Consider the following 26,458-nt stretch of genomic DNA (forward strand, 5'->3'; position numbering starts at 1 on the left):
TTCCTGAAACTGATAGTAAAAACATTCTACTACCAGTATTTCCGTAGTAATTGTTCACAAATACCCGGTCATACTTCATCATTAACATGTATAGCCAATAATTTTTAAGCTTTCCCTTTTACCACTTTATTAGCAGTTACTAAATGATACATATCACCATCAAATCGTTGCCTTATAACATAAGGGCAACTCTCATCTAAGTTAGCTGCTTGGCGAGTTGGATGTGATATTGTAACTTTATAATTTATCTTTGCTTCATCTAAATGTGTCTTAACCAAAGCAAAGGGTTTAGCTACTGTATCTATCATATCATACTTCCAATACTTCTTTTTCTTTCGCACTCATAATTGCATCAACTTCTTTTACATACTTATCCGTCAGTTTTTGCATTTCATCTTGTGCTTTTTTAACCTCGTCTTCGGAAATAGTTTTGTCTTTTTCAAGTTTTTTTATTGCATCATTTGCATCACGTCGAGAATTTCGAATAACAATACGACTATCTTCCGCTTTTTTATGAACAACTTTAACAAGTTCAAGACGTCGTTGTTGTGTAAGTTGAGGTATATTCAAACGAATTATCGTCCCATCACTATTGGGCGTAAGTCCTAAGTCAGACTTTAAAATAGCTTTTTCAATTTGAGCAATCATTGTCTTTTCCCAAGCTTGTATTGTAATCAACCTTGGTTCTGGCACTGCAATATTAGCAACTTGGTTAATTGGTGTCGGTGTACCATAATAATCCACAACAATCTTATCTAATAGTGCAGGCGTAGCCCTTCCGGCTCGCAGCGTAGATAATTCTCTGCGTAAGGCATCAATTACCTTCTTCATTTTTCCTTCATTACTGTCAAAAACTTCTTTAATTAACATGTATTATCCCCCACAACAGTCCCAATATCTTCTCCAAGGGCAGCTTTCAAAATATTCCCCGGCTCATCAATACTAAATACAATAATGGGAATTTTATTATCCATGCACAGACTAGTCGCAGTTGAATCCATAACACCCAATCCACGTTTTAAAACTTCTATGTAAGCAAGTTCTTTAAACTTTATTGCATCAGGATTTAAACGAGGATCAGAATCATATACGCCATCAGTATTTTTCTTGGCCATAAGAATTACATCTGCCTCTATTTCAGCTGCCCTGAGTGCAGCGGTCGTGTCAGTCGAAAAGTAAGGATTGCCGGTACCTGCAGCAAAAATAACCACTCGATTTTTTTCCAGATGACGAACAGCCCGACGCCGTATATATGGCTCCGCTATTTGGCGCATTTCAATTGCGGTCTGTACACGCGTATCCACATCACATTGTTCCAAGGCATCTTGAAGTGCCAGAGAGTTCATTACTGTGGCTAACATTCCCATATAATCAGCAGCAGCCCTATCCATTCCTTTAGCGCTTCCAGATAAACCACGCCAAATATTTCCTCCGCCAACTACCACAGCAACTTGTAAATTAGTATCCCTAATTTCTTTTATCTGACGAGCAATTGAATCTACAATAATTGGATCAATACCATACCCTTGTTGTCCAGCTAATGCTTCTCCACTCAGCTTTAATACTACACGTTTATACTTTGATGCAACCAAGCATACCCCTCCATCCTTCAATTGTTTTCCACAAAATACATATTAAGGCCTGTTAATAAACTTAAGAAAAGACAAAGCTATTACCCCCTATCCTTAGATATAGAAATAAGCTTTGTCATTCTTAGTTTGAAATCAAAATCAAGTATACTTCTTGATTTCCTAGAAAATAAGAGAACACTGCAGTGTTCTCTTATTTTTTAACAGCAGCCATTACTTCAGCAGCAAAATCATTGGCCTTTTTTTCAATACCTTCACCAAGTTGATATCTCGTAAATCTTCTGATGGAAATATTTTCACCAATCTTAGAAATATTTTCATTAATAAGTTGAGTAATCGTCTTGTCTGGATTTTTAATGAAAACTTGCTCCATTAAACATACTTCTTTATAGTATTTTTCAACACGACCTGTAATCATTTTTTCCACAATATTAGCAGGTTTTCCTTCGTTTAATGCTTGAGCTTTAAGGATTTCTTTCTCATGTTCTAACACTTCAGCAGGAACCTCTTCGCGACGTACACAAGTTGGATTAGCAGCAGCAATTTGCATTGCAATATCTCTGGCTAAGCTTTTAAAATTATCTGTTTTAGCTACAAAGTCAGTTTCACAGTTAATTTCAACCATTACACCAATACGTCCGCCACCATGTATGTATGCTTCAATAACCCCTTCAGAGGCAATTCGATCCGCTTTTTTAGCAGCAGCAGCTAATCCCTTTTCACGCAAGTAATCAACAGCTTGATCAAGTTCACCTTTCGTTTCAGTTAAGGCTTTTTTACAATCCATCATTCCTGCACCTGTACGTTGGCGCAATTCTTTTACCATTTCAGCAGTTATCATCTATGTAGTCCTCCTATCTATTGTTAAAGGTAAGGGAAAAAACACTAGTTGTCCCCCTTACCTTTATCTAAATATAGTTACTCAGCTTCTTCTACTTGTTCACCTTGTCTTGCTTCCAAAACAGCGTCCGCCATTTTAGCAGTAAGTAATTTAACAGCACGAATTGCATCATCATTACCAGGAATAACATAATCAATTTCATCAGGATCACAATTAGTATCAACAATAGCTACAATTGGTATACCAAGTTTTTTAGCTTCAGCAACAGCAATGCGCTCTTTGCGAGGATCAATAATGAATAATGCTCCAGGTAACTTAGTCATATTTTTAATACCACCAAGGAATTTTTGCAATCTTTCCATTTCATGGCGAAGAGTGATTACTTCCTTTTTGGATAGCACTTCAAATAACCCTTTTTCTTCCATTCCTTCTAATTCTTTCAAACGACCAATACGTTTTTGAATCGTTTGGAAATTAGTCAGCATACCGCCAAGCCATCTTTCATTAACAAAATACATGTTAGAACGAATTGCTTCTTCTTTTACAGCATCTTGCGCTTGTTTTTTCGTTCCAACAAATAAAATAGTTTCATCTTGTGCAATTTCACGCACAAAATTATAGGCATCTTCTACTTTTTTGACTGTTTTTTGTAAGTCAATTATGTAGATGCCATTACGCTCCGTAAAAATATAAGGAGCCATTTTAGGGTTCCACCTTCTAGTTTGATGTCCAAAATGAACACCGGCTTCCAAAAGTTGTTTCATAGAAATTACTGACATATTTATACCTCCTGTTAAATTACCGCCGCAATCCGCATCTTTTATTTTCCACCAATGCTGTATAAGCTCTGGCACAGTAAATAAAATTGGTTTGCGTGTGGATTTAGAATACGAATCATTATATCATATATTTTTTTATGTAACAAGTATTTTGTTATTATTTTTTATTCAACTGTAATAACAGTATAATTTCGCTTTTACTAATACCTGTAATTTTCGCAATCTCGGTACTACTATACCCCTGATCAGCCATCGATAATATAGTATTACGTTTATTACTGCGGGCTAATTCTTTATAATTATCTACGCCAATTTTTTGATTTCCATTGATAGGCATAGCCATTTGACCTAACTCTTTAACTTCCTTTTTCTGATCTTCTTCAAGTTTAATTTCTGAAGGATTCGATATAACCTCAATTGGACAATCTATTCTGTCCTCAGTTTTTTTCTCTAAAGGTTTGTTTGCAGCCCTAATCTTTTCATCCAATAATACAATACTTGTATCAGCTGTTTCCAATAGTTCTTCTAAATGCTTAATTCTTTCTTCAAGTTGCTGAATCACAAGGTCAGCTGTCTTCTCTAATTCTTCTTGTAATTGATTTGCAGAGGATTTCATATTCAGAGAAAATACTTGTAATAACATATTCCTTTTATAAAATATAAAAAGAATTACAAAAATAATCACGAGTATTGAAACCAAAACACTTGATAACATACTACCACCTCATTAGCCACGCGTACAGCATTACGTCATGTTTTTATATCAACCAAATGACCCAGTATGGGATCTTCATTAGATGCATGGTTCAACGTTTCACACTCTTTGTCATTCTTCTTAGTACCTTTGGAATTTTGCTCATCTCTTGAATGATTTTTTTCCCTTGGCTCTTTTTCTCGCCCAATCTTACCGCCTTCACTTTTAGCTGTGCCTTGCACTTGTTGTTGGCGATTTGTCGAAATATCTTTCCATTGTTCAGCAAATTGTTGTTGCTGTAAAGTGTCTTGTTGTTTTGCAATCGACTGCGCTTTGCCAACTTCCGTAGCCTTAGGGATCAGTACTTGTAAATCGACTGAGTTAATAGCCATACCCCTCACCACCCCATTACAATATACAAATGTCTGACTTACAATAGACTATCAGAACCTAATAATACATGCTATTTAAAATTACCAACTTTGATTTCTCCATCTTCTGCGTATAAGGATACAAATTTCAAAGTATCTCGTATCGGTTTAACTAGTGTACCAACAACAACCTTTACACCAGGATAAATCGCCTCTGCTACCTTTATACGTCCAGCGCGCATTTCTTCAAATTCTCCTTCGATAACTTTCATACGGGTACGCATAGTTTCGGCTTGGCCAACGAGATGGAATTGAGCTTTTGTTAATTTTAAAAGCATTTCTCGTTTATCAGCGGGTATAGTATGCTGATCCATTGCTCTTAGAATGTTTAAAGCCTTTTGCGTTTGTTCAAGATTCACTTCTACCTTTTTAATTTCCCGCCGTATATGCTGATATTCTTCCCTAATTGTTGGGTTGACGCCAACTTCCAACTCCGTACTTGTTGACATCTGGGTTCCAACTACTTTTGCACGGATTTCCTCACCCGCCATAATATTCCCACCAACAATCAATCCACGACGTCCTTCGACCTGGACTTTTTTACCTGCAGTAATACGCGAATGCATAACTACATCACTAACTAGTATTTCTACCCCCGCATGAACTGTGGCATTTTCAATAAACTTAGCGACTACATTTTCTTTTGCCTTTACATAGCCACGATGCATACCTTGAATACCCATTTTTATTACCACATTTTTTCCTTCAACTGTTCCGCCGCTGACAGAGCCAAAAATTTCTACATTACCATCAGCTTTCACCGAAAATCCTGGCATTACTGATCCACGCACTGTAACATTACCAATAAATTCAATATTCCCTGTAGAAACATCTACATCTTCTTTAATTTCAATAATTGGCAATACATTAACTTTATTATTTACAATTAAGAGTTGTCCTGCAATTTCAGCTCTGATTGTATTCGTATCAACAACCTTGACATTTTTCCCTACAGGTAGCATTAGATCTTTACCCGGTTTCGCAATAACTGGATGACCTAATACATCAGTTCCTGGGACTCCTGGGGTTGCCAAAATTTTTTCGGCCAATAAATCATCTGGCTGCACTGTAGTAAAGAGATTCATCTTTTTAAAATCTACACTACCATCCTCCAACTCCTGTGGACGGGCCTTATCTGCAATCGTTACGTGGTATTTTATCTGGGCATTGGTACCATGAACGGCTTGTTGTCCAGTAGCAAATACTACACTATTACCGGGAGAATCATATGCCTTTTTGATAGCGTCATGGTTCAGCCCAAAAACTATACCACTTGCTTTGATTTTCTCTAATACTGTTTCCATATTCAATGGCTTACATTTTGGCGGTAAGATAATTTCTAGAGATGCTTCCATCTTATCACGTGTCACTACAATTCGAATTTCGGGTTCAGGTGGAGGAACTAGAACAGGCTTTTCTGCAATTTTTGCCGGCTGGCCATCAGCTGTTTTTATTGTCTGTATGATAGCATTTCTATTAAATTCAGTTATATCCCGCTTATTTAATTGTTCAATTATCGCAATTTCGCTCACAGAAGTTTGCCCTTCCGCAAGAGCGTCAATTTTTAAATACACACCGCTGCTATTCGTTGTAATTGAATAGCCAGCAAATAAATCCGTTTTTTCTCCAGCCTCAACTACAGCGCGTTCATCATCACTCATAGCCACAACCCCCTTAAACTGTATCAAATAAAGCTTGATTTAATACGTGATAGTGCCCCTCTTAATCTAAAAATTGACTTCGTATGAAGTTGAGAAATACGTGCCTCAGACAGTTTCATAATTAGACTAATTTCTTTTAATGTTAAACCTTCATAATAGTATAATGTAACCACTAATCGTTCTTTTTCAGGCAATTTATCAATTGCCCTTGCCAAAGCTTGTTTGACTTCTTCCACTTCTATCTGCTCAGAAGGATTTGCTAAATGGGAAGAAGATGTTTCTGTTTTAATAAACTCCTCTAAAGGGACTATAGTACAAGCATTAAGTTGGTTTAGTAAGGTATATAACTCATTTAGTGTAATATTAAGTGCTTGAGCTATCTCATTGTCAGTAGCGACGCGGCATAGTTTGTTTTCAAGTTGGGATACCGTCTGTTCATATTGTTTCGCTTTTTGTCTGACGCTAGTAGGTACCCAATCTTGTGCACGAATCGCATCTAACATAGACCCTCTGATACGGACTACCGCATATGTTTCAAATTTAATCGCCCGCATAGGATCATATTTTTCAATTGCATCAAGTAAGCCAAAAAAGCCATTACTAATTAAATCGTCTTTATCTACATACTGAGGCAAGCTAATTGCAATACGGCTAGCAACTAACTTAACTAATGGTAAATAACGTTCAATCAATTTTTCTCTTGTTTCGACTTTTCTAGTTTGTTGATACTCTAACCATAATTTCATAATGTCTTCTATTTTAGCCTGGTTATTAACCATCATTTATAATTACCCCCAATAACTCACATATACATCATTCTTTGGGGCGCGATATCTGCTCAAAATTTCCAGAGGTAAATGGGGCAAATTCAGAATCTATAGATAAATCTTCGAGCGGTTGCTGCTCGTTAATAATCTCTGTTTCCTGTTCACGTCCCATCTCTTTTTCTAACACTCTTTTTAAAAATTTTTCGGCTATAATACCTATACCATAACCAATAAAACCAAACACAGCAATTGAAATAATAATACGATACAAAACAGTTTCTATTCTAGCACCTTGTAATATACCATTTAGGAGTGTCAGAGCGCCAACAATTGATGCCAAACCTAAAGCAATGCGCAACTTAAGCACTCTCTATCCCTCCCTAATTATAATTCTTTCTCGCCCTTAGCAATTGTCCTAACACGATAGATCCCTGTATCTAATTGCAATTCCACTGTTCGTCCATAATTTCCACCCGTATCATCTGCTACGAGTTTAATATCCATCTTTTTAAGCAACATTCGTACCGCTTCTGAGTTACGTTCACCAACGCGCATAACATCCGTTGCATTTGCGAAGGTAAACATTTGAGCTCCACCAGCAATCTTTGCCGTGATCCGGGATTTTACTGCTCCTAATTTTAACATTTCATCAAGCATTAAAGGTAAAGCTGTATTCGCAAACTTTGCAGGGTTTTCTGCAGAACGAGCTTGTGTACTATCTGGAAGCATTATATGAGCTAATCCACCAATTTTACTCACTAGATCGTATAATGCAATACCAACACAAGATCCTAGTCCGTAACTTATCAGACTACTAGGATTCCGACCAACTTTATAATCAGCCATCCCTACTTTTATCAGTTCTGACATTATTCCTTCACCCCTATTGCCGCCAAAATAGTATTTAACGAACCAGGATCAGGAATTAAGAAGAAATGTCCTTTTACACCATCACTCTCAGTTGTAAATTCAGTTTCAATTACTAGGGCATGATCTCCCATTTGACCTAACTGAATTAAGATTACACTTAAAATAGCTCCAGCCATATCCATAGCCAACGCAGGAATAGATGGTAATAATGTCAACTTCGTGAAATGAGATAATGCATTTAAGTATGCACCTGCAAGAATATTACCAATCTCCATCAAGGCTGATTCATCCATTGAGTTTAGCGATGTTGTATGACCTTGTTCTCGCCCCATTAGCATATCTACTAAATAAAAGGCACTATCCCGCGGTAGTAGAAATAAAATACTGCTAGGTGCAGGACCATATACACGTAAATATACGCCTGCAACCATTGCATCAGGGCCACCTACTACATCTGGTACTTCCCCTAATGGCATAATAGCAATTTTAGGAACCGTCATATCTATTTTTCGATTGATAATTTGGGACAAAGCTGTGGCGGAATTACCAGCACCGACATTGCCAATTTCTCTTAATGCATCCAATTGCAAATTTGATAAATTCAATATTTCATCCGACAATATTTCCACCTCATTTATAGTTCAAAATAACTATATCGCTTTTGTTTCCTGTCCAATCCCAATAATTTCTTCTAAGTTTAGTAAAATTAATAGTCGATTCTCTAATTTACCCACTCCACTAAGGTAACTAGCTGCTACACTTCCTGCAACAACATCTGGGGAATCGATATTTTCCTGATTGATAGTCATAACTTCGGATACCGCGTCTACAATCATTCCCACGGATAGTTCGTCAACTTTTACAATAATTATACGGGTGTCTTCTGTAACTACTTGCTGAGGCAAATTGAGACGTTTTTTTAAATCAATAACAGGTAAAACACTACCTCTTAAGTTAATTACACCTTTTATGTAATCCGGAGTGTGAGGAACTCTTGTAATATCTGTAATACGCTTTATTTCTTGGACTTGTAAAATACTTACACTATATTCTTCCCGGCCTAATTTAAAAACAACTAATTGTACTTCACTATTTGAGTAAATTTGCTCTGACATGTGCTGTCCCCCCCTTATTGGATTAATGAACCTATATCTAAAATAAGAGCTACTTGACCATTACCCAAAATAGTCGCACCAGCAATAATCTTTATACCAGCTAATAACTTACCTAAAGATTTAATAACAATTTCTTGCTGACCTATTAAGTTATCAACAATAATCCCTGCACGTTGCTCACCGATATGTACAATTACAACAAATAATTCTTCTTGTTGCTGTTCTTGCTGTTCCGTTTCAGGTATATTAAGTACATTAGCTAACCTGACGATCGGAATAATCTGCCCCCGCAGCAGAATCACTTCTTTATTTTGTACTGTCTTAATTTCTGATGGCATGATGTTAATCGTACTATCAATGGAACCTAATGGAATTGCATAAATTTCTTCAGAAACCTTAACTAATAATGCCTGGATGATTGCTAATGTTAACGGTAAGCGAATTTTGAACTTACTACCTTCATTTACCTTGGTTTCAACATCAACCATCCCACCAAGGGACTCTATCTTATTTTTTACCGCGTCCATACCTACGCCTCGGCCTGATACATCAGTAACAACGGCAGCAGTTGAAAAACCTGGTAAGAAGACTAACCGAACTGCTTCATTCGCGTCCATAGCATCTGCTTCCCCTTGGGAGATAAGTCCCTTCTCAACAGCTTTGCGTTTAATAACATCAGCATTAATCCCTTTGCCATCATCTTCAACCATTATGATTACGTTGTTTCCTTCATGACGAGCAATTAAACGAATCTCACCAATAGGATTTTTGCCCTTTTCTTCTCTTTCATGGGGCTGCTCAATACCATGGTCGATTGAATTACGTAATAGATGAACTAGAGGGTCACCAATTTCATCAATAACAGTGCGATCAAGCTCGGTTTCCTCACCTTGAATAATAAGATTAATTTCTTTATTAAGATCCCGGGATAAATCGCGAACCATCCGTGGAAAACGATTAAATACCTGTCCAACTGGAACCATACGCACTTTCATCACTACGGCCTGTAGATCAGTAGTTACCCTGTCCATTTGCTCAATGGTTTCAACTAAATCTGTTAATTTATGTGTCAAACCAATTTGCTCTAATCTTGTCTTGTTTATAACTAATTCACCAACAAGATTTAATAAGGTATCTAACTTGTCAATGTCTACACGTACGGATTGACCACTTTTATTCTTTTTTTCTACAACAGGTTGTGAAACTGTTGTAACAGCAGTTTTTTCAACTTCAGACTGTATCTTTGACGGCTGTTCCGTTATTTTTAGCGTAGACTCTTGCTTATGTATTTCATCAGGCAATACGCATGGTAAAACATCAGCTTTATCAATTTCTGAAATTGATAGTACGGTTTGCTGAATTTTATCTGCTTCAGAGCCAGTAACTATAACAACTTGAAAGGAAAGTGTAAAATTTTCTTTTTCTAATTCCTCTACTGCTGGAACACTTTTAATTACATCGCCTATTTCATCTAATGCGTTCATAACCATATAAGACCTGGCCGATTTTAAAAGACAACCTTCACGCAAAGAAACTTGTATTTCATAGGCTTGCATACCTTGTGCCCGAGCCTTTTTAATAATAGCTATTTCCGTATCACTAAGTACTAAGGAAGAAGCTTCAACTACACTTTTAACCTCTGCGTTAGTAACACTCGTCGGGACTGGTTCACCTTTCGCTAACGCCTTAAGTTTAGTTATAAGCGGTTTACTGTCAACAGAACTTTCACTATTAGTAGCAACACTTTCAACTAATTGTTCCAAGGTGTCTACACATTTAAAGATTGTATCAATAATATCATGACTAGCTTTTAATTGCCCCTTACGGAGCAAATCCAAAATATTTTCCATCTCATGTGTTAATTCAGCAATCGTTGTAAAACCCATTGTCGCTGACATACCCTTGATTGTATGTGCACTACGAAATATTTCACTTAATACGGATAAATTATCAGGATCATTTTCCAAATCCAATACACAACTATTTAGAGTTTGCAAATGTTCACGCGACTCTTCTAAAAACATTCCCATATATTGATTAGTATCCAAAATTTCCACCTCCATATTTATTTGACAAGAGATTTAATAATTTCTGCAGCAATAGATGAAAGAGGTACAACTTTATCAACTACACCTAATTCAATAGCGGACTTTGGCATACCAAAAACAACTGCTGTAGATTGATCTTCGGCTATAGTATATCCCTGTTGCTGTTTTATCGCTTGTATACCCTTCGCCCCATCATGCCCCATTCCAGTGAGTATGACACCTACAGTTCGTCCTCCATAAATCTTTGCTACTGATTCCATCATTGGATCTACTGCTGGTCGATGCCCTCCAATCGGAGGATCTTGATTCAATTTTACTACTTTGTTATTTCCTTCTCGCTCGACTGTCATGTGGTAATTACCAGGAGCAATGAAAACCATTCCTGGACGTATCACATCATTATGCTCAGCCTCTTTAACTGTCAAAGCGGATAAAGAATTTAAACGCTCCGATAGCGATTTCGTAAAACCTGGTGGCATATGCTGTACGATCACAACCCCACAAGGCAGATTACCGGGTAACCTAGTAATAACTTCTTGTAGCGCTCGTGGCCCACCCGTGGATGTGCCAATCGTTAAAATTTGTTCATTCGTTGATACCGCAGGTGATAAAGTAAGATTGGTCATAGATGGTAGATTTACCTTATGCTTACTTAACTGAGGCATATTAGCCTTACTCGCAGCTCGACATTTAGACAATATTTCAGTTCCAATGCCCGCAATGCTGGAAATAGCTCCAGCAGTTTTTGCAACAAAATCCACTGCTCCTAATTCTAAGGCAGCTAACGTTGCATCTGCCCCAGCACTAGTTAAGCTACTGAGCATAACAATTGGAGTTGGTTTTTCCCGCATAATGATTTCTAATGCTTGTATTCCATTCATAATTGGCATTTCAACATCCATAGTTACTACGTCTGGTTTAAAGTGTTTCACTTTATCCACAGCATCTTGACCATTACGTGCTGTATCGACTACTAAAAAATCAGGTTCATTAGAAAATAGGTCTGATAATAATTTTCGCATGAAAGCAGAATCGTCAACAATTAATATTCGTATCATCATCCTACCTCCTATAAGTTATAGCCCTTTTGACGCAGCTCCAACTGCTTCTTAAATATAAATCGACTAATTTTATCCCTTACACCGTCGCGAGCACCAATAAATTTTATACTCGTCCAAAATAATGGCCGATCAATTTGAGGCTTATGGATTCTAATCACTTCACCTTCAACCTGAATTTCATTTTGTTCAGGTAAAGTGATTATCATATTTACTTTCGTTCCAATTTTAATTTCTTTCTCACATACAGCCTGCAGTCCACCACCGCTAAGATCCTTAGTAACGACATTAAGAGAAATCAATTTCTCCTGATCATTCTCCAATGCATACTCAATTAAAAGTGGCTGTGCAACATCAAAACGAACAAAAGAACGTTGCTGCGTTTTTTCTATATCATAAGGAGGAGTAATAATCCATACCGGCAAAGGGCTCATTCTCTTAGTCAAAAATTTACTTTTAAAAACATAAACTCCAGTTTCATCAAACAGTTTTCCATAAAATCCTCTTCCAGCATCAAGCAAAATAGGATGTCCCTTCTGCATTGGCATGGCAATCATCACTTGATTAGAGGTTATTTCTTCAACACGACTTGTAAACTTGGGAGAATTGACATTTTTCGATAACATAATTTCTAAACGTTGATTTATCTTTAAAATATTTTCCAAGCTAATCCCCTTTTCCTCCTTACTGGAATGTTTTTATCGCATTAGTCCTACTAATTTACTAAAAAATCCTTTAATTCCATCTGTTTTTTTTATAGTAGTTCCATATAACAGACGATTAGCAATTTCATCAATACAACGTGCTGATGAAGAATTAGGAAATGCCAATAATAAAGGCGTTTGCTTTTTTACAGCCCTAACTAAATTAAGATCTTCACAGACAAAACCCAGACTATTGATTGATAATCCAAGAAACTTTAGAGAAACCTTTATTAATTTATCTGCAGTAATGTTACCCTCATTTGGCTCCAATACACGGTTAATGACCAATTTCAACACAGCATCACTAGAGTGATTAGCATAAGTTTTCATCATGGCATAGGCATCCGTAATTGCAGTTGGTTCTGGTGTTGTAATTATAATAACCTCATCAGCAGCTACCACAAAATTCATTACACTCTTATTTATGCCTGCTCCTGTATCAATCAAAATAATATCCGCTATATCATCTAATAAAGTAATCTGATTCACAATTCGGTTTAGCTGCGAATCATTTAAGTTGGCTAAATTATAAATTCCAGAGCCCCCTGACAAGAATTTTATACCAAGGGGACCGTCCGCTATAATATCAATTAAAGAAAATCCGCCTTCTAATAAATGCAAAAGATTATAAGGGGTTGAGCAACCTAATATAACATCTACATTACCCATGCCTAGGTCTGCATCTAAAATTACAACTCTCTGACCTAGTTTAGCTAACGCTAGCGCTAAATTCACTGTGAAATTAGTTTTGCCAACCCCCCCCTTACCACTTGTAACAGTAATTACGCGGGTATTCGTATGATTTGCCTTAATCACAGAACTACTAGGTTTAAGAGGAACACTTTGTACCATCTTTCGTAATTTTTCTGCTTGATCCCACATGCTAATCCCTCAAAATTAACGGTGTTAATTTACTAAAATCGACTAATTCTATATCATCAGGCACATTTTGACCATTAGTAACATAAGATAAAGATAATGGAAACTGATGCAAAAGATTAATTATTGTACCGATATTTCGAGTCTCATCAATTTTAGTAAAAATAACTTTATCCGGTGAACAGACAGAGAACTTTTTCACAATATCTAAAGCATCTTTGTACTTTGTAGTAGCACTCAATACCAAATACTTTTCAATCGTTTCATCTATTTGCAGAAGACTCTGTAATTCTTCTATCTGATCACTATTATGAGGGCTACGACCAGCCGTATCAATTAATATTAGTTGCTTATCCTTATTAGAATTCAAGACTTTTTTTAATTCATCTCCATCATATACAATATGGATTGGCATCCCCATAATATCAGAGTACGTCTTTAATTGCTCAACAGCGGATATACGATAGGTATCTGCTGTCACTAGAGCAACTTGATATCCGTCTTGAATTGCAAATTTGGCAGCCAATTTTGCAATCGTTGTTGTTTTGCCAACCCCAGTTGGTCCAATAAACGCAACTATTTTCCTACCCTCTTTAGGGATTTCAATCCCGGAAACACATTCCAAACAGGTCTGAATTTGTGCAATTATCATCTTACGAAGTTCAAAACTCGCAGTATCAAATTTAGATGAATCAACCGGTAATTCCTGCAATATTTTCTCAGCGACATTAATATCAATATCGTTATTAATTAATAGTTCAAGTGCTGGAGAACTCTTACCATCCTTTGGAATCTTATGTAAAACCTTCTCTAATAAGTTACGCATGCTAGCAAGCTCAAATTGTACTGCGACATCCTTAGATGTTTCTTTACTATTAGGTTCTATTTTTTGTACCGAGGGTGCTGACACTGGTGGCGCTATTGGTGTCTCAATCGCTGCAGTGACTTCTACTTTCTCTTTTAAAAAGTAGCCAAAAATGCCACCTCTACGAATCTTTCTTGTATGTAATATAATTGCATCACGGCCTAAAACACCCTTGACTTGCGCCATAGCTTCCTGTATAGAATCAGCAGTAAACACTCTAACTTTCAATTATATTTTCACCATCCCTAACGATTGCACTTCAACATTGGATTCCATTTCTGCATAAGATAAAACAATTAAATTAGGTATGCTACGCTCCACTAATTTATAGAAATAAGTTCTAACAGCAGGACTTGTAAGAATAATTGGTTGATAACCAATATTTGTAATTCTAGGTAACTCTTTAGACAAGCAAGATATAATTGTCTGTAGGACAGTTGGTTCAAGAGCTACATAGGAACCATTTTCATTACGTTGAACTGCGCCTGCAATCAGGTTTTCCAACTGTGGATCAACAGTTAAGCAGGTCAAAACATTATTTTGTGCATATTGCCTTGAAATTTGTCTAGCTAATGCATGACGAACATATTCGGTTAAAATATCTGTATCCTTTGTCAACTGAGCATAGTCCGCCAGGGTTTCAAAAATTGTCACCATATCTCGTATGGAGATCCGCTCACGTAATAATTTAGCTAATACTTTTTGAATATCACCAATTGATAACAAGTTCGGTGTTAATTCTTCTACTACAGTTGCATTATTTTGCTTCACGGATTCAACTAAGGTTTGAACTTCTTGACGTCCCAAAATTTCAAATGCATGACTCTTAACAACTTCTGTAAGGTGAGTCGCCAATACTGATACAGGATCTACCACAGTATACCCTGCCAGTTCCGCTTGTTCTCGATTTGCCTCTTGAATCCATAATGCAGGTAAACCAAAAGCGGGTTCTACCGTTTCAATGCCGCTAACTTCCTCAAAGACGGTGCCTGAGTTCATAGCCAAGTAATGATCAAGTAATAATTCGCCCTTAGCAATCTCTATTCCTTTTAATTTTATTACATAGATATTAGGTTTCAATTGAATATTATCCCGAATCCGGATAGTAGGAACAATCAGCCCTAATTCTAAAGCACATTGGCGACGGATCATAACTACGCGATCAAGCAAATCCCCGCCTTGAGAAATGTCTACCATAGGTATGAGACTATAACCAATTTCAAGCTCCATAGTATCAATTTGTAGTAATGATACTATATTTTCTGGATTACGTACCTCTTGGTTTTCCTTTTCCTCCAAATTATTTATCTCTGACTGCACCTCATGCTGCATGCTTCGTCTTAACACAAAGCCAATTGCAAAAGCAATAAGAGCAAGAGATAAAAAAGGAATAATTGGCAAGCCAGGAACAAAAGATAACATTGCCAATACGCCGGATACAATGAAAAATACTCTTGGAGTTGTAAAAATCTGTGCTACAAGATCATGACCCAAATTTGAATCTGATGCAGCTCTCGTAACCACAATACCTGTTGCGGTAGAGATTAATAATGCTGGTATCTGATTTACTAAGCCTTCTCCCACAGTCAATAAGGTGTAGCTTTGCAATGCTTGCACTACACCTAAATTCCGCTGAACCATGCCAATAATAAAACCACCAACAATATTGATAACAATAATAATAATTGCTGCTATCGCATCCCCTTTTACAAACTTACTCGCTCCGTCCATCGCTCCATAAAAATCAGCTTCTCGCTGAATCTTAACGCGGCGATGACGTGCTTCAGCATCTGTAATCGCTCCAGAATTCAAATCAGCATCAATACTCATTTGTTTACCTGGCATAGCATCCAAAGTAAACCTAGCAGCAACTTCCGCGACACGCTCAGAACCTTTGGTAATAACCATAAACTGTATAATAATCAAAATAACAAACATAATAAAACCAATAATAGCATTACCACCAACTACGAAATTACCAAAGGCCATAATGACCTCACCTGCATACCCATCAAGTAAGATAAGTCGCGTCGACGACACATTTAGTGCTAGTCGAAATAAGGTGGTAATTAACAATAAGGAAGGAAAGATTGAAAACTGCAATGGCTCAACATTATAAACAGCTATCATTATAATAATAAGAGCTAGGGTAATATTTAATGTTAACAATAAATCCAGTAAAACAGATGGCAATGGAATTATCATCATGACAACAATCATAATAATTGCAAGACCAACTACAATATCACTATATTTTGTTATTTTAGAAAAACCTGAGAACGGCGCTGTTTGTGTAGCCACTTTATTCGCTCCTTCAAATTAAGAAAAACGTTTTTTTAATTTATAAACATATGCTAATACTTCTGCTACGGCCTGGTATAATTCTGGTGGCACTGGTTGATTAATCTCAACAGCAGCATATAAGGCTCGAGCTAATATTTTATTTTCAACAATAACAACACTATTTTCTTTGGCAATTTCCTTAATTTTTTGCGCTATTAGATCTTGCCCCTTTGCTACAATGACGGGGGCCAACATCTCTTTATCATATTTTAAGGCAACAGCAAAGTGAGTTGGATTTGTCACAATTACATCAGCCTTCGGGACCTCTTGCATCATACGTTGCATAGACATAGCCCTCTGACGCTGTTTGATTTTCCCCTTTATTTGTGGGTCACCTTCCATTTGTTTAAATTCTTGCTTAATATCATCTTTACTCATCATCAGACTTTGTTTGTGTTCCCACCACTGATAAAAATAATCGAAAGCGGCCAACACCATCATTACAGCACTAATTTGAAAAACCAAGTCCAAAATAAGTGACGCCGTTAAGTGCAAAGAATCAATTAATTCTGCACCCACTAAAGCAGGAATCTGTAGTGTTTGTTTGATCATAAAGCGATAAATAAAATAACCAATAATAACTATTTTCAATATTGATTTTGCCAGTTCCACTATGGATCGTTTAGAAAATAAACGTCCAAACCCTGCAATCGGATTTATTTTACTAAAACTAGGCATAAGAGGTTCTAATGAAAAGATAAAACCAACCTGAATAAAATTAATTGTCAAAGATATTAGCAAAATAACACACATCATTGGTAGGGCAGTTTTTAAAAACACAACACCAAAACCAAAAAAAATCTCTTGCAGAGAATTTATTGTAATGTCTGGTAAAACTAAATTAGTAAAAACCAATTGCATATAACCGATTAATTCATCGTAAATATAAGAACCAATAATTTTAAGTGTAAAGAAAGCTGCTAAAATAACAAATACGGAATTCACTTCCGTGCTTTTAGCAACTTGTCCCTTTTCCCTGGCTTCTCCCTTGCGTTTTGCAGTACCCTCTTCTGTTTTTTCCCCAGCAAATAACTGTAAGTCAAAATCTAATTTACTATAAGAATAACATAGATTCACTTTATCCCAAGAGTGCCAAGAGTCGGAAAATATCTTTATACATTCCATTAAACGCCATCTCCAAAAAAATTATATAAAAAGGCAATGCTAAAGATAATACAAAAAGACCAATAAGAATTTTTCCCGGCACACCCACAACAAAAATATTCATTTGTGGCATTGTTCGAGCTAATATTCCTAAAGCTATATCTGTAATTATTATCGTGATAAGGATTGGCATACTAATCTTTAGTGCAATAACAAAAGTTCCACTAACCATATTAATAATAAAGTCAGATAATGCTGCCTGAACTGTAAATCCAGTTACAGGTACTAATTTAAAGCTAGAAAACAAGGCAGACAACAAAACATGATGACCATTCGTAGCTAAGAACACTAGCAATGCTAAGATATATTTAAAATTACCAATCAGCGGAACCTGAGTACCTGATTGTGGATCAAATATATTAATAACACCAAAGCCTATCTGCATATCAAGTAATTGACCTGCCATTTGAATGGAAGAAAAGACTAGAGAACTTACAAATCCTATAATCAAACCAATAACAAGCTCTCCCATAACAACGAAAAGATATGGAAGAAAATGTTCTGGTATTACTACCCCACTTTGAAACGCCAGCGGAAATAATATATATGTAATAATTAGCGCTAGGCCTACTTTAATATACTTATTAATGTTCTTACTACCGAAAATAGGAGTCAACATAAATATGCCAGTAATACGAATAAATATTAGTAGGAAAAAGCCTATTTGATTTTGCATTAACGCAAAAAAATCCACAAAAATTACTCCTTACATCAACGGACCATATTTGGTAAATTAGTGAAAATTTCACGTGTATAATCAACCATCAAACTTAACATCCATGGACCAAATACCAATATTGCAACAAAGATGGCAATTATTTTAGGAATAAAAGCTAGTGTTTGTTCTTGGATCTGTGTCGTAGCTTGAAAAATACTAACCAAAACACCAACTAATAGGCCAAGCCCTAACATGGGTGCTGCGATAAGCATCACCATTGACAAAGCATCACGACTAATTTGGACTGCCATATCACCTGACATAAAACCCTCCTTTAGTGGAAACTATGAATCAATGAGAGAACAATCAAGTGCCAACCATCCACTAATATAAATAATAATAATTTAAAAGGTAGTGAAATCATTACGGGTGGCACCATCATCATACCCATTGACATTAAAGTACTTGCCACCACCATATCCACGACAATAAAGGGAATGTAAATTAAAAAACCGATTTGAAAAGCAGTTTTCAGTTCACTAATAATAAAAGAGGGTATCAACGTAGTAGTTGGTACATCCTCTGGGGAATTAGGACGGGGACCTTCTGTCAAATTAACAAATAAGGCCAAGTCATTTTCTCGCGTCTGTTTAAACATAAACTGACGCATCGGCTTTAATACTTCTGTCATAGCCGTCTCCTGAGAAACAGTACCCGCCAAATAAGGTTGAAGGCCATTCTGATTAGCCTGATCAAGATACGGCGACATTGTAAAGAAAGTTAAGAATAACGCTAAACCTACCAAAACCTGATTTGGTGGCATCTGCTGTGTGGCAAGAGCACTACGCAAAAAAGATAATACGACAATAATCCTTGTAAAAGATGTCATCATTATTAAAATTGATGGCGCTAAGGTTAACACGGTCATAGTAAGTAGAATTTGCAAACTAAGTGCTACATCCTTGGGATCAGTAGCAGCCTCTACCCCAATATTTAGATTTGGAACTGGAACTAATGGAGCAGAACTAGCTAGTGACGGAGTAACAAATAAGACGGTGAAAGCAATCACACTAAAAAATATGTTTCGATATTTAGACACTTACCTTACCTCTTCTCGCTTTCCTGTTTTTGTTCATTTTGCGTAAACGCGCCAAAAGTAGTAGGAAATGTTTGGGAAAGTCGTTGTAGAGAAGCGAGTTGCCTTTGAAAAACCCCCTCAAACTGCTCTTTAGGCACAGAAAGCTGTTCTACTTTCAATTTTTCAATTTCCTCAACATCTGTTATTTCTTGTAAAACACTAATATTCTGATCTGTAACTCCTAAAATCAAAAACTTACCTGCAATTTCAACGATGTACACTGCTCGGTTAGCTCCTAAAGACAAGGTACTAACTATTTTATTGCTGCCAATTGCCGATAAACCTCCCAACTTTTTTCCTAAAAAACGGGAGGCAAAATAGGCAAGCCCAATAACAAGTGCAAAAGTCAGTAATAGAGAAAAAATATAGGAAATGGTAGAAAACCAAGATACAGAGGCAGTGGACTTTGGTTCTTGATATTGCAAGTATTCGCCACCAGCTTCTGCAGCATAAACTGGGTCAATTGTTAATACTCCGGAGAAGAGTATTAACAATACTAATATAAACATTCCTAGGTATCTCTTATTATTCATTATTAACCAACTGCTTTACGAACAGCTTCCAATACTCTATCAGGTTGAAAAGGTTTTACAATAAAATCACGAGCACCAGCTTGAATGGCTTCAACAACCATTGCTTGTTGTCCCATTGCACTGCACATGATGACTTTTGCACTAGGATCAAGTTTTTTAATTTCTTTTACGGCAGTAATACCATCCATTTCAGGCATAGTAATATCCATCGTAGTAAGATCAGGTTTTAATTCTTGAAACTTTTCAACGGCCTTAAGACCATTTTCCGCCTCACCAACTATTTCATAGCCATTTTTACTTAAAATATCCTTTACCATCATGCGCATGAACGCCGCATCATCAACAATTAAAACTTTTGTTGCCATTTCTATATCTCCCCCTAATTACTTATATAACGTTTATTAATCAATCATTAATAGAAAGATAATTTACTGCAAATTATAGGTACGTTCTAGCGGACTAATAATGTCAGTAATTCGAACACCAAAGTTTTCATCAATAACTACAACTTCACCTTTGGCAATCAATTTTCCATTTACTAATATATCGACAGGTTCTCCAGCTAATTTATCTAGTTCAACAACTGAACCTGGTGCCAATTCTAAAATATCGCGAATCAATTTACGGGTTCGCCCTAACTCCACAGTAACCTGTAAAGGAACATCCATTATAAGATCAATATTTGTGTCAGTGCTTGGCATAGCTCCCGGCATCAACGGTGCAAACTGTACTGGTTGTACATTTACATGCTGAATAGGTTGTTGCTGTTGCACTGGCATAGCAACTTGTTGCTGCACTTTTGGTGTTTGTGGTGATGAAGCTGCTACTTTAGGCGCTTGAACAGCAGGTGGCGCATTGACTGGTTCTACAGCATTCATTAAGCTATCGACCATTTCTTTAGCTACATCAATCGGTAAGATTTGCATAATTTCACTATCAATTAAATCTTCTACTTCCATACGGAAAGCAACACGAACAATATCGTCATTCGTCCCAACAGCATTTGTAATACTAGAAGCAACAGCAAAATCAATTAAGTTAACACTAGGTGGTGAAATATCTATTTTTTTACGGAACATAGTTGACATGGAGGTAGCAACCCCTCCCATCATCTGGTTCATAGCCTCACTCACCGCGCTCATATATAGCTCATTTAATTCAGTCGGTGGATTTGTTCCATCCCCACCCATCATCAAATCTGCAATGATTAATGCATCCTGTTCTCTTATCGCTAGCACATTTGTTCCGAGAATACCATGCGTATATCCAACCTCAATAACCAAATAAGGAAGAGGATACTGGCCCTTTATATCTTCTAAATTAGATACAGATACACGTGGCGTAGTAATTGATACTCGTCGGCCAAGCAGCACTGATAATGTAGTTGCTGCACTGCCCATAGAAATATTACCAATTTCACCAAGAGCATCTTTTTCTATATCCGATAAATCAGGGGCTGGAGAGGATGAAGTCGCCTCGCTGCCCTTCAGCAAAGCATCAATCTCATCTTGGGAAAGAAAGCCTTCACTCATTATTTTCATCTCCTTCAGAAATCACTTTTGTAACTTGTAATGCAACTTTGTGCCCAGAAATCCCTGGTTTCCCTCTGAATTTTTTATTTTGACCTACCATAACATCTAAATCATTTTCAACTTTGCTATTTAATTGTAGGACGTCATTCACCGTTAAACCTAACAATTCCTGTACGGTTATGGTAGTTTTACCCAACTCAACAAATAGAGGGATAAAAGCTTTCTCTAGTTTACGTTGTATAGCATTAATATGCTCTGGTAATGCCTGTTTTGCAACCGAGGACGCAACCCAATAAGTCGTTGTTAATTTGGACATAATTGGCTCAAGAACTAAATAAGGGATACAAATATTAACTAATCCCTCAGCTTGACCAATTTTAATGTGTAAGGTAATAATAACAACCATATCATTAGGCGGTACAATCTGAGTGAACTGAGGATTTGATTCCATTACTTCTAGCTTAGGTTCTATTGCAACAACTTGTTTCCAAGCTTCTTGAAAACATTCTAAGGTTTTATTAATAACCCGTTTAACAATAGCTTCTTCAATATCCGTTAAAGAACGTGTTTTCGTTGGTGGTAAGCCAGGTCCGCCAAATAGCCGATCAATAATCGAAAAAATGACATTAGGATTAAATTCTAAAATTGCATTTCCTTTAAGCGGACGCATTTGAAATACACCAATTACACTTGGATTTGGCAATGAACGAATAAACTCTTCATACGTCAATTGATCAACAGAAGCCACATCAATATGTACAATTGTCCGAAGATGTGCAGAAAGGTAAGTGTTCATAAGGCGAGCAAAGTTTTCATGTAACATATACAATGTGCGAATTTGATCCTTAGAGAATTTATCAGGTCTCTTAAAATCATAAGCTTTAATTTTCCGTTGCTTTTGCTCATCCTTAATTTCTTCAGCAGACACTACCCCCGTAGATAAGGCAGACAATAGATCATCAATTTCAGATTGTGATAATACATCTGATCCTGCCAATATTCCCCCTCCTTTCCCAGCTAATCTATTACTTATTATAATACGACATAATTTTTAAATCTACTGCAAAACAAAATTAGTAATATATACGTCATAGACTCTATCGTCACCAAACGCTTTATTAATTTCATTTTTTAGAAGTTCTTTTAATTGTTCTTGCTTTAAAGGATCAAAGTCCTCAATTTTTTGTGAACGCAATACATATACTGCTGTATCAGCTAACTTTACTTCCTCAGGAGAAGTACCTTTTCCTGTAGCCGCCGCACTCTTTTTATCAGGCTTTAATTCGACAATAAGCCCAATTTTTAGATAACGTCCACTATTCGCTCCGCCAATATTAATAATTAATCCATCTTTTGCATCACCCAATTTAACAAAAACACCTGGATCTCGTTGAGAAGATTTTTTATCTACCGTTCTGTCCGAGACAATTTTAGTAGCAATAAAATAGGAAATCCCCCCTGCCAACAATAAACCAACTACAATCATTCCTACAATCATCATCATAGAAAACTTCTTTTCACCATCAGCCACTGCTACACCTCCAATTTCATCTAAACGCACCACTGTAAATCGCCATTTTCAATAATGTCTTATTCTTTATGCATCTAAGAACTAAGGCATCTTACAAGATAACTTTATTCAAAATGATAAGATAACAAGAAAAATTTCTATTTATCATATAATTTTCTCTTTTAGTTTTTTCTAATGTGCTTAATTTATCTAAACTTACCCAAGATAGCCCGGCGGTAATCCATAACTTTACGTACTACCTCATCCATGGATTCTTCTACAATTAATTTCCTACCACCGGTAAGAGTAATAACCGTATCAGGAGTCTCTTCAATGGTTTCAATTAATTCGGCATTTAATACAAATTCTTCTTGTGATTTAAGACGCGTAACTTTTATCATAAAACACCCTCCATAACTTAACAATTTATAAGATAAGGGGGATATAATCCCCCTACACTATTATCGTTTTAGGTTCACAAGCTCTTCCAGCATGCTATCATCAGTTGTAATAATTTTAGAGTTAGCCTGGAAGGCACGTTGCGCAACAATCATATTTGTAAATTGTTGGGCCAAATCAACATTAGACATCTCCAAACTACCAGGAGTAAATGTGCCACGGCCACCAGTACCAGCCGTACCAATCTGAGGTTCTCCCGAATTAGTAGATTTAGAATACAAACTACCACCTGAGGAAATCAAGCCATCCGGATTATTAAATACAGCTAAAGCAACTTGACCAATAACCTGCGTTTTTCCATTCGTAAAACTGCCAATAATTGATCCATCAGTACCAATTGATTGACCATTTAAAGTACCTGCAGCATATCCATCTGTATCAGCTATTTTAGCCGTTGAATCACTACCATTTTGCGTCAATGCCGAACCACTAGGTTGAACTGTAAAAGCACCTGCACCTGCATACGGACCTCCAGCTGGATCAATTGTTAGAGAATTAAAGACTGTGCTAGTATTAAATGTGCCATCTGCATTAAATTTAATCGTAGATGGTCCCCCAGTAACAGTAGCAACTGTAGTTTTTCCATCTGCACCGCCAATGATTGTTGAAGCTGGTGTAAATCTCCACGTATTACTTCCTGTTTTCGTGATCGTACCTGTTAAGGTATATTTATTTCCTTGTGTATCATATAGATCCAAAGAAACTGGCTGAACCGAATCATTAGTAGATGCTGCAGTTGCTGAAGTCACAGTTGCACTGGTAGCTGTGGTAGCTACCGGGGCTGCGGCGGTCATGGCTGACGCAGCCGTAGTAATTGCTGCTGTAACTCCTGCATCTGCCGCTATTGCGCTACTTGCCGCTGAAGCCGAAGTTGCAGCAGTATTCGCTGCCGTCGCTGCGGCGTTCGCTGCGGCTAAGGCAGCTGCAGCTGTACCTGTGCCTGCAACTAAGTTAGCTGCGGCAGTTTGAGCTAATAGAGCCTTTGCTACAGCATTATCTGCATCTGTTTTTGCTGTATCTACAAGACTTTTTGTAGCCGCTGTAAGTGGTCCATAAGCTGTTACCACAGCTGCTACCTTTGTTTGTAATGTAGTAGTATCCGTTACAGCTGTATCAGCATTACTTTTTACTGTGGCTGAATCTAAAGCAGTAGCACCAGCATTTAAATTACCACTCAGTGTAATTGCAGTCGATACTTTGGCAGCCATAGTAGAACCCACTGGAATTTTCAGTGCTGAAATTGGCTGCGTAGTGTCAACAACACCAGAGGCATTAGCTTGCCAACCTAGTACACTATAACCTGCACTATTAACGAAATTACCTTGTTTATCAGGAGAAAAATCGCCACTACGAGTATACATTTGATTTGTAGGCGTACCTACAACAAAAAACCCATCTCCGGAAATTGCTAAATTTGTTGCAATACCTGTCGATTGTGTACTTCCATCTGTAAAATTCGTACTAATACTAGCTACACTTCCCCCAAGACCAACCTGCATTGGGTTAGTTCCTCCCTTATTGCCTGAAGGACTGGAGGCACCTTTTAGTGTTTGACTTAGCATATCTTGAAAAGTAACATTAGAAGTTTTATAGCCTGTTGTATTAACATTTGAAATGTTATTACCAATAACGTCCATATAAGTTTGGTTATTTTTCAACCCAGAAACAGCAGCGTACAAGGAACGCATCATAATAAATCAACCTCACTTTTATTTATTTTTGACTGTATCCATCATTCAACAGCCAAAGGCTCTCCACTAGAGGTCCAGCCTTACACAATTACCGCACTATCAATATTCGTAAAAACATTCTCTTTACTATTTGCACCATCCATAACCGTAATCACTGTTTTATTTTTCACACTAACTACTAAAGCTAGATTACTATTACTCATGAATACCAAAGATTCATTCGCACCTTTTTGTGCAGCTTTTTCTACTGCATCATTCAATTTAACTAACTCGGCCTGCCCTAGCTTAATACTCCTACTTTGCAATCGTTGCTGAGCATGCTGAGAAAATTTTACACCTGCTATCTCTTGCGTTAAAAGTTGATTAAAAGATGTAGTACTATTTTTACCTTGGTTATAATTAGTGTTATATGCTGGATTACCAGTAATCTTAGTTACAGGAGCCATAGATTGTTGCAATTGATATATACTATTTTCAGCCATATCTTCTAACCTCCTGATAACGCAACACTATTTTGTAGTATCAGTTACTTTACTCACATCTACTTTAGTTGGAACTATCAGTCTAGTGATTTTTGTTGATGCAAAAGTACTTGTTGTAGTCTTTCCACTTGAATCTGTTTCCGTTGCTGTAACTTTTACTGCTCCACTACTATCAACGGTTGCGCTCGTAATTACACCGGAATGGGACACTTTACTACTATCAGTCCAGCTAACTGCACAATTTACTAAGTCGCCTGTTGTAGTTGGAAGATATTTTGGATACTGCACCGCATCTACCCCAACAACCAAACTAGTAACTCCAGAAGCAGTACTTGTTCCCGCCACGACCCCTGAAATAACATTACCACTATCATTTTTGAAATTTATAGTATTACCAATCATATTACTAGCCTGCATATTAGTCATAGTAGTATTTAGATTTTGCATTTGTTCCAAGCTAGAAAATTGAGCCATTTGTGCAACAAATGCTGTATTATCCATAGGGTCTAATGGATTTTGATACTGAAGTTGTTTAACAAGTAAATTCAAAAAATCATCTTTCCCTAAAGAACTATTTGATTTAGTCGCTGTAGCTGTATTGCCATTAGTATTAGTATTTGTTGCACTACTAACTGCATTAGACATAA

General features: G+C 36.8%; 32 protein-coding genes. All 32 read right to left on the reverse strand.

Features of this window, described 5'->3' with window-relative positions; genetic code table 11:
• Nucleotides 1–104: 104 nt before the first annotated feature.
• The 32 genes from UFO1_RS12680 to UFO1_RS12835 all read right to left on the reverse strand — a co-directional run bounded on the left by UFO1_RS12680 (nt 105) and on the right by UFO1_RS12835 (nt 26,456).
• The gene (locus UFO1_RS12680; RefSeq protein WP_038671297.1) at nt 105–308 is read right to left on the reverse strand and encodes a hypothetical protein; all 204 of its coding nucleotides are present in this window, start codon (nt 306–308) and stop codon (nt 105–107) included.
• A 1-nt stretch (nt 309) separates the two neighbouring features.
• A complete protein-coding gene (gene frr, locus UFO1_RS12685) occupies nt 310–870 on the reverse strand; it encodes a ribosome recycling factor (protein ID WP_038671299.1) in 561 nt (186 codons plus the stop codon).
• On the reverse strand, nt 864–1,592 hold the full coding sequence (pyrH, locus tag UFO1_RS12690; RefSeq protein ID WP_038671301.1) for a UMP kinase: 729 nt from the start codon (nt 1,590–1,592) through the stop codon (nt 864–866). The genes frr and pyrH overlap by 7 nt, the downstream gene beginning before the upstream one ends.
• A gap of 190 nt (nt 1,593–1,782) precedes the next feature.
• The gene (tsf, locus tag UFO1_RS12695; protein ID WP_038671303.1) at nt 1,783–2,430 is read right to left on the reverse strand and encodes a translation elongation factor Ts; all 648 of its coding nucleotides are present in this window, start codon (nt 2,428–2,430) and stop codon (nt 1,783–1,785) included.
• A 77-nt stretch (nt 2,431–2,507) separates the two neighbouring features.
• Entirely contained in the window at nt 2,508–3,209 is a 702-nt protein-coding gene (rpsB, locus tag UFO1_RS12700; protein ID WP_038671305.1) for a 30S ribosomal protein S2, read from the reverse strand.
• A 157-nt stretch (nt 3,210–3,366) separates the two neighbouring features.
• Complete coding sequence (locus UFO1_RS12705; protein ID WP_038671307.1) at nt 3,367–3,924, reverse strand: hypothetical protein; 558 nt, start codon at nt 3,922–3,924, stop codon at nt 3,367–3,369.
• A gap of 35 nt (nt 3,925–3,959) precedes the next feature.
• On the reverse strand, nt 3,960–4,295 hold the full coding sequence (locus tag UFO1_RS12710) for a hypothetical protein (RefSeq protein WP_038671309.1): 336 nt from the start codon (nt 4,293–4,295) through the stop codon (nt 3,960–3,962).
• 71 nt (nt 4,296–4,366) lie between these two features.
• Nucleotides 4,367–5,995 (reverse strand): DUF342 domain-containing protein, encoded by a 1,629-nt coding sequence (locus tag UFO1_RS12715; protein ID WP_038671311.1) that lies wholly within the window; start codon nt 5,993–5,995, stop codon nt 4,367–4,369.
• Nucleotides 5,996–6,018: 23 nt separating this feature from the next.
• On the reverse strand, nt 6,019–6,777 hold the full coding sequence (locus tag UFO1_RS12720) for a FliA/WhiG family RNA polymerase sigma factor (RefSeq protein WP_038671313.1): 759 nt from the start codon (nt 6,775–6,777) through the stop codon (nt 6,019–6,021).
• Between the two features lie 31 nt (nt 6,778–6,808).
• Nucleotides 6,809–7,129, reverse strand: a complete 321-nt coding sequence (locus tag UFO1_RS12725; protein ID WP_038671315.1) for a hypothetical protein — start codon at nt 7,127–7,129, stop codon at nt 6,809–6,811.
• 17 nt (nt 7,130–7,146) lie between these two features.
• Nucleotides 7,147–7,632: a chemotaxis protein CheD gene (locus UFO1_RS12730; RefSeq protein WP_038671317.1), complete on the reverse strand. Its 486-nt coding sequence runs from the start codon at nt 7,630–7,632 to the stop codon at nt 7,147–7,149.
• Nucleotides 7,632–8,252 carry a chemotaxis protein CheC gene (locus tag UFO1_RS12735; RefSeq protein ID WP_038671319.1) on the reverse strand — a complete coding sequence of 207 codons (621 nt, stop codon included), beginning with the start codon at nt 8,250–8,252 and terminating at the stop codon, nt 7,632–7,634. The genes UFO1_RS12730 and UFO1_RS12735 overlap by 1 nt, the downstream gene beginning before the upstream one ends.
• A 30-nt stretch (nt 8,253–8,282) precedes the next feature.
• Nucleotides 8,283–8,747, reverse strand: coding sequence for a chemotaxis protein CheW (locus tag UFO1_RS12740; protein WP_038671321.1), 465 nt, complete (start codon nt 8,745–8,747; stop codon nt 8,283–8,285).
• A 14-nt stretch (nt 8,748–8,761) separates the two neighbouring features.
• Nucleotides 8,762–10,798, reverse strand: a complete 2,037-nt coding sequence (locus tag UFO1_RS12745; protein WP_038675171.1) for a chemotaxis protein CheA — start codon at nt 10,796–10,798, stop codon at nt 8,762–8,764.
• A 14-nt stretch (nt 10,799–10,812) separates the two neighbouring features.
• Nucleotides 10,813–11,853 carry a chemotaxis response regulator protein-glutamate methylesterase gene (locus tag UFO1_RS12750; RefSeq protein ID WP_038671322.1) on the reverse strand — a complete coding sequence of 347 codons (1,041 nt, stop codon included), beginning with the start codon at nt 11,851–11,853 and terminating at the stop codon, nt 10,813–10,815.
• Nucleotides 11,854–11,864: 11 nt separating this feature from the next.
• Nucleotides 11,865–12,518 carry a flagellar brake protein gene (locus UFO1_RS12755; protein ID WP_038671324.1) on the reverse strand — a complete coding sequence of 218 codons (654 nt, stop codon included), beginning with the start codon at nt 12,516–12,518 and terminating at the stop codon, nt 11,865–11,867.
• A gap of 33 nt (nt 12,519–12,551) precedes the next feature.
• Nucleotides 12,552–13,439: a MinD/ParA family protein gene (locus UFO1_RS12760; RefSeq protein ID WP_038671326.1), complete on the reverse strand. Its 888-nt coding sequence runs from the start codon at nt 13,437–13,439 to the stop codon at nt 12,552–12,554.
• Nucleotide 13,440: 1 nt separating this feature from the next.
• Nucleotides 13,441–14,529: a flagellar biosynthesis protein FlhF gene (flhF, locus tag UFO1_RS12765; protein ID WP_038671328.1), complete on the reverse strand. Its 1,089-nt coding sequence runs from the start codon at nt 14,527–14,529 to the stop codon at nt 13,441–13,443.
• Nucleotides 14,530–16,602 (reverse strand): flagellar biosynthesis protein FlhA, encoded by a 2,073-nt coding sequence (gene flhA / locus UFO1_RS12770; protein ID WP_038671330.1) that lies wholly within the window; start codon nt 16,600–16,602, stop codon nt 14,530–14,532.
• A gap of 18 nt (nt 16,603–16,620) precedes the next feature.
• Entirely contained in the window at nt 16,621–17,769 is a 1,149-nt protein-coding gene (gene flhB / locus UFO1_RS12775) for a flagellar biosynthesis protein FlhB (RefSeq protein ID WP_038671332.1), read from the reverse strand.
• Nucleotides 17,723–18,502: a flagellar biosynthetic protein FliR gene (fliR, locus tag UFO1_RS12780; RefSeq protein WP_038671334.1), complete on the reverse strand. Its 780-nt coding sequence runs from the start codon at nt 18,500–18,502 to the stop codon at nt 17,723–17,725. Before fliR ends, flhB begins: the two co-directional genes overlap by 47 nt.
• Before the next feature lie 17 nt (nt 18,503–18,519).
• Nucleotides 18,520–18,789 (reverse strand): flagellar biosynthesis protein FliQ, encoded by a 270-nt coding sequence (fliQ, locus tag UFO1_RS12785; RefSeq protein ID WP_038671336.1) that lies wholly within the window; start codon nt 18,787–18,789, stop codon nt 18,520–18,522.
• An 11-nt stretch (nt 18,790–18,800) separates the two neighbouring features.
• Complete coding sequence (gene fliP / locus UFO1_RS12790; protein ID WP_051789112.1) at nt 18,801–19,547, reverse strand: flagellar type III secretion system pore protein FliP; 747 nt, start codon at nt 19,545–19,547, stop codon at nt 18,801–18,803.
• 23 nt (nt 19,548–19,570) lie between these two features.
• Nucleotides 19,571–20,113: a flagellar biosynthetic protein FliO gene (gene fliO / locus UFO1_RS12795; RefSeq protein ID WP_236639186.1), complete on the reverse strand. Its 543-nt coding sequence runs from the start codon at nt 20,111–20,113 to the stop codon at nt 19,571–19,573.
• A 26-nt stretch (nt 20,114–20,139) separates the two neighbouring features.
• Complete coding sequence (locus UFO1_RS12800; protein ID WP_038671342.1) at nt 20,140–20,502, reverse strand: response regulator; 363 nt, start codon at nt 20,500–20,502, stop codon at nt 20,140–20,142.
• Nucleotides 20,503–20,565: 63 nt separating this feature from the next.
• Complete coding sequence (fliY, locus tag UFO1_RS12805; RefSeq protein ID WP_038671344.1) at nt 20,566–21,669, reverse strand: flagellar motor switch phosphatase FliY; 1,104 nt, start codon at nt 21,667–21,669, stop codon at nt 20,566–20,568.
• Nucleotides 21,662–22,666, reverse strand: a complete 1,005-nt coding sequence (gene fliM, locus UFO1_RS12810) for a flagellar motor switch protein FliM (RefSeq protein WP_038671346.1) — start codon at nt 22,664–22,666, stop codon at nt 21,662–21,664. The genes fliY and fliM overlap by 8 nt, the downstream gene beginning before the upstream one ends.
• A gap of 60 nt (nt 22,667–22,726) precedes the next feature.
• Nucleotides 22,727–23,200, reverse strand: coding sequence for a flagellar basal body-associated protein FliL (gene fliL / locus UFO1_RS12815; protein ID WP_038675172.1), 474 nt, complete (start codon nt 23,198–23,200; stop codon nt 22,727–22,729).
• 185 nt (nt 23,201–23,385) lie between these two features.
• Nucleotides 23,386–23,580, reverse strand: a complete 195-nt coding sequence (locus UFO1_RS12820; protein ID WP_038671348.1) for a flagellar FlbD family protein — start codon at nt 23,578–23,580, stop codon at nt 23,386–23,388.
• Nucleotides 23,581–23,640: 60 nt separating this feature from the next.
• Nucleotides 23,641–25,329 (reverse strand): flagellar hook protein FlgE, encoded by a 1,689-nt coding sequence (locus UFO1_RS12825; protein WP_038671350.1) that lies wholly within the window; start codon nt 25,327–25,329, stop codon nt 23,641–23,643.
• An 80-nt stretch (nt 25,330–25,409) separates the two neighbouring features.
• The gene (locus tag UFO1_RS12830; RefSeq protein ID WP_038671352.1) at nt 25,410–25,811 is read right to left on the reverse strand and encodes a TIGR02530 family flagellar biosynthesis protein; all 402 of its coding nucleotides are present in this window, start codon (nt 25,809–25,811) and stop codon (nt 25,410–25,412) included.
• 27 nt (nt 25,812–25,838) lie between these two features.
• Entirely contained in the window at nt 25,839–26,456 is a 618-nt protein-coding gene (locus tag UFO1_RS12835; protein ID WP_038671354.1) for a flagellar hook capping FlgD N-terminal domain-containing protein, read from the reverse strand.
• Nucleotides 26,457–26,458: the final 2 nt, after the last annotated feature.

Source organism: Pelosinus sp. UFO1 (genome assembly GCF_000725345.1).
Lineage (GTDB): Bacteria > Bacillota > Negativicutes > DSM-13327 > DSM-13327 > Pelosinus.

What these genes read in the sequence shown, in the direction of transcription:
- UFO1_RS12680 (WP_038671297.1), bottom strand. Translation starts at nt 308, where the DNA reads ATGATAGATACAGTAGCTAAACCCTTTGCTTTGGTTAAGACACATTTA.
- frr (WP_038671299.1), bottom strand. Translation starts at nt 870, where the DNA reads ATGTTAATTAAAGAAGTTTTTGACAGTAATGAAGGAAAAATGAAGAAG.
- tsf (WP_038671303.1), bottom strand. Translation starts at nt 2,430, where the DNA reads ATGATAACTGCTGAAATGGTAAAAGAATTGCGCCAACGTACAGGTGCA.
- rpsB (WP_038671305.1), bottom strand. Translation starts at nt 3,209, where the DNA reads ATGTCAGTAATTTCTATGAAACAACTTTTGGAAGCCGGTGTTCATTTT.
- UFO1_RS12705 (WP_038671307.1), bottom strand. Translation starts at nt 3,924, where the DNA reads ATGTTATCAAGTGTTTTGGTTTCAATACTCGTGATTATTTTTGTAATT.
- UFO1_RS12710 (WP_038671309.1), bottom strand. Translation starts at nt 4,295, where the DNA reads ATGGCTATTAACTCAGTCGATTTACAAGTACTGATCCCTAAGGCTACG.
- UFO1_RS12715 (WP_038671311.1), bottom strand. Translation starts at nt 5,995, where the DNA reads ATGAGTGATGATGAACGCGCTGTAGTTGAGGCTGGAGAAAAAACGGAT.
- UFO1_RS12720 (WP_038671313.1), bottom strand. Translation starts at nt 6,777, where the DNA reads ATGATGGTTAATAACCAGGCTAAAATAGAAGACATTATGAAATTATGG.
- UFO1_RS12730 (WP_038671317.1), bottom strand. Translation starts at nt 7,632, where the DNA reads ATGTCAGAACTGATAAAAGTAGGGATGGCTGATTATAAAGTTGGTCGG.
- UFO1_RS12740 (WP_038671321.1), bottom strand. Translation starts at nt 8,747, where the DNA reads ATGTCAGAGCAAATTTACTCAAATAGTGAAGTACAATTAGTTGTTTTT.
- UFO1_RS12750 (WP_038671322.1), bottom strand. Translation starts at nt 11,853, where the DNA reads ATGATACGAATATTAATTGTTGACGATTCTGCTTTCATGCGAAAATTA.
- UFO1_RS12760 (WP_038671326.1), bottom strand. Translation starts at nt 13,439, where the DNA reads ATGTGGGATCAAGCAGAAAAATTACGAAAGATGGTACAAAGTGTTCCT.
- flhB (WP_038671332.1), bottom strand. Translation starts at nt 17,769, where the DNA reads ATGGAATGTATAAAGATATTTTCCGACTCTTGGCACTCTTGGGATAAA.
- fliQ (WP_038671336.1), bottom strand. Translation starts at nt 18,789, where the DNA reads ATGTCAGGTGATATGGCAGTCCAAATTAGTCGTGATGCTTTGTCAATG.
- fliO (WP_236639186.1), bottom strand. Translation starts at nt 20,113, where the DNA reads ATGTTTATATTAGTATTGTTAATACTCTTCTCCGGAGTATTAACAATT.
- UFO1_RS12800 (WP_038671342.1), bottom strand. Translation starts at nt 20,502, where the DNA reads ATGGCAACAAAAGTTTTAATTGTTGATGATGCGGCGTTCATGCGCATG.
- fliY (WP_038671344.1), bottom strand. Translation starts at nt 21,669, where the DNA reads ATGAGTGAAGGCTTTCTTTCCCAAGATGAGATTGATGCTTTGCTGAAG.
- UFO1_RS12820 (WP_038671348.1), bottom strand. Translation starts at nt 23,580, where the DNA reads ATGATAAAAGTTACGCGTCTTAAATCACAAGAAGAATTTGTATTAAAT.
- UFO1_RS12825 (WP_038671350.1), bottom strand. Translation starts at nt 25,329, where the DNA reads ATGATGCGTTCCTTGTACGCTGCTGTTTCTGGGTTGAAAAATAACCAA.
- UFO1_RS12830 (WP_038671352.1), bottom strand. Translation starts at nt 25,811, where the DNA reads ATGGCTGAAAATAGTATATATCAATTGCAACAATCTATGGCTCCTGTA.
- UFO1_RS12835 (WP_038671354.1), bottom strand. Translation starts at nt 26,456, where the DNA reads ATGTCTAATGCAGTTAGTAGTGCAACAAATACTAATACTAATGGCAAT.